Source organism: bacterium, assembly GCA_016873475.1.
Lineage (GTDB): Bacteria > Krumholzibacteriota > Krumholzibacteriia > JACNKJ01 > JACNKJ01 > VGXI01.
The window spans coordinates 1-2,750 of sequence record VGXI01000317.1 but is presented as its reverse complement, the minus strand read 5'-3'; the positions used below and the strand labels follow the sequence as shown (position 1 = coordinate 2,750).

3 protein-coding genes are annotated in these 2,750 nt (G+C 69.4%); all 3 read right to left on the bottom strand.

The genetic code is table 11. The features are described from left to right. A partial coding sequence (locus FJ251_15230) for a hypothetical protein (GenBank protein MBM4119054.1) occupies positions 1–790 on the bottom strand: 790 nt, incomplete at its 3' end. Between the two features lie 244 nt (positions 791–1,034). Beyond that, on the bottom strand, positions 1,035–2,144 hold the full coding sequence (locus FJ251_15225; protein ID MBM4119053.1) for a Fic family protein: 1,110 nt from the start codon (positions 2,142–2,144) through the stop codon (positions 1,035–1,037). A 360-nt stretch (positions 2,145–2,504) separates the two neighbouring features. Beyond that, positions 2,505–2,750: PucR family transcriptional regulator (locus FJ251_15220; protein MBM4119052.1), on the bottom strand; the 246-nt coding region annotated here is incomplete at its 5' end.

Sequence of the window (2,750 nt, the reverse complement as noted above, 5' to 3'; positions counted from 1 at the left end):
GGCCGAAGTAGAGGCTGAGCGTGAACATCATCACGTTCATGGCGAGGGCGATGCACACCGCCATGCGGAAGAGCAGCGCGCGCGAGCGCGGCGCGGGGCTCTTGCGCGAGGGGCCGAGGCGGTAGCCGAAGCGCTCCACCTCGGCGAAGTAGTGCTTGAGCTCGCCCGCGGCGGGGTTCCAGGTGAGGTCCACGCTGCCCAGCGAGGGGTTGATGCGCAGCTCGACGCCGCCCGGCTCGCGCTGGAAGAGCTCCTCGAGCAGCCAGACGCAGGCGGCGCAGTGGACGCCCTGGATGTCGAGGGTGAGGCGCAGCGGGTCGGCTCCCGCGGCGGCGGTGGCTCCGGCGGCCGCGGCGGGGCCGGACGCGCGGCCGCCCCCGGGGGCGGGTTCGGCTGTGGCGGTGGCGGCAGCCTGGCCGGCGGGTCCGGCCGCGGCGCGCTCCCCTTCCTCAGCGAGGAGACGGTCCAGCCAGGCGAAGCTGTCCGGGCGCAGGGTGGGCACGGGGGCCTGCGGGCCCTGGCGGAGGTCGTAGTAGCGCGTCAGGCCCTCGCCGTGGAGCAGCTCGTAGACGGCCCGGCAGCCGCGGCAGCAGAAGGGGCCGTCCTCGGTGCGCCAGCCCTTGCCGAGATCGCCCGCGCAGTGAATGCAGCGGTGGACGGCGAGGGCGGCCATCCAGGCGGCGCGCTGCTCCTCGTTAGGCGTCGCGAGGCCGGGGAGCGCGCAGGCCGCGGGGGCTGCGGTCGGCTGCGCGCTGGGGGCGTCCTCGCGATGCTCGGGGGCAGAGGGCATGCCGATCCTGCGGGCGGGTCTTGGGTTAGGTCGGGCCGGACGGGCCGGCGGCGGTTACGGCGCGCAGAATACCGAGCTTGAGACCCGCAATCAATGGTTCAATGGTTGCAGGATGTTGGAATCGCAAGCGATAGGAGGCGGAGTCGCCCCACGAAGCGGCTCAAGCGTTCGCCACAAAGGCGGTTGTGGATCACTTTCTTGGCCTAAGTGAGCGACAAAGCAGCTTGCCTGCAATGCATGCGCATCAAAGGACTTCCCGCCCTTCGGCAATGTTAAGGAGGGCAGGGAAGGCAAGAACCGCTGCCCGACGGCCACTTCCTTCTGCGAGGGTCCGCAGCACCTCGCCGTCCTGCAAGACGCCGAGGAAGCGTTTCGCGGTCGGGCGTGGAATCCCCGCCGAATCCACGAAGTCCGAACTCCTGAAGATCGGCCGCTCGAAGATCCAGTCGAGCGCGAGAATGGCGAAACGCGATCGGGTCATCTCGGGGACCCGCTGCTTCATCTCCTCATACAGCGCGAGGATCCCCTGGGCCTTGGCTAGGTTGTCCTCCGCCTGAGCGCGGATGGCCTCAAGGAAGAACCGGATCCACCCGGTCCAGTTGTCGTCCCGGGAGACGGAGAGCAGGCCGTCGTAATAGCTGTCGCGCCGGGCCTCGAAGTAGGCGCTGATGTAGAAGGTCGGCCGGCGGATCAGCCCAGCCTGCCAGAGGAACAGCGGCACGAGCATCCGGCCCAAGCGACCGTTGTCGTCGAGGAAAGGATGCAGGGCCTCGAACTCCGCGTGCAGGATGGCGAGCTGGACGAGTCGGTCCGGCGCGTCATCATGGGCGTAGCGCTCCCAGCGACTCAACGCGTCCTCGAGCTTGTCGGCGCCGATCGGTACAAAGTGCGCGTTCTCGATCGCGCAACCCGGCGGCCCGATCCAATTCGGCCCGCGCCGGTACTCGCCGGGTGCCTTGTTCTCGCCGCGAACGCCGGCAAGCAGAACCTTGTGGGCTTCGCGGATCACGCGCAGCGAGAGGGGCAGGGTGACCAGGAGGCGCTCGGCCTCGCGCATCGCGGCGCGGTAGTTGAGCACCTCATGGATGTCCTCCCGCCGCTCGGGGGACGCCGCCTGCCCGGCTTCGAACTCCAGCACCTCACCCATCGTCGCTTGGGTTCCCTCGATGCGGGAGGACAAGACCGCTTCCTGGGTGCTCAAGGGAGCCAGCAAGACGCTGGGGTTCGGCACGGCAGCCAGCATGCCGTCGTAGCGTGCAACCGCGGCGGCGGCAGGCCCGAGCAGCGGGATCAAGCGCTCCCAGTCGAGTGCCGTGGGCGGGAATCGCCCTTCGTGGTAGACCACCGGCGCCATCGGATCCCTCCGTTCGTCGAGCACAAGAGCGAGCGGAGACTACCGAGCCGCCGACCGGTTAGCAATGGCTTGGTAGCGGCAGGATGTCGGAATCGAGATAGGGGGCGAGACGCCCCCGGGGGCGGGTGGCCCAGCGGGGCTCTGGTCACGGTTCGCCGCTTCTCCTTCGTTCAAGGCGAATGCAGGGGCGATCTCTCCTTGAGGGAAGGAGAGAGGCAGCGTGTGCGCGCGGTTGTCTTCAGCCGAGTTGCATTGGGAGGCGCGCTGTTAAGACTTCGGCACCGAAGTCTTAACAAGGGGCCCTGCCAAGCGGCGGCGGCTGAAGTGCCCAGGACTGGCCACCCCCCGGGGGCGGGTGGCTCAGCGGCGATTGCGGGGGTGATTGCGGGCCGTGCGCTCGTTGCCGCGCTTGTAGTTGCCGGTGAGGCGGGCCATGAGCTGCTGGGCCGCGGCATCGGTGCAGGACTCCAGCTCGGCCAGGAAGTCGAGCGCGACGGCGCCGCGCAGGGTGGTCGCGAGGCGGCCATGGTGGAGCAGCTCGACCTCGCCGCCCTTGCGCGTGCGATAGCTGAAGCCGAGGTCGTCGGTGGGCTGGGGGGCGTCTGG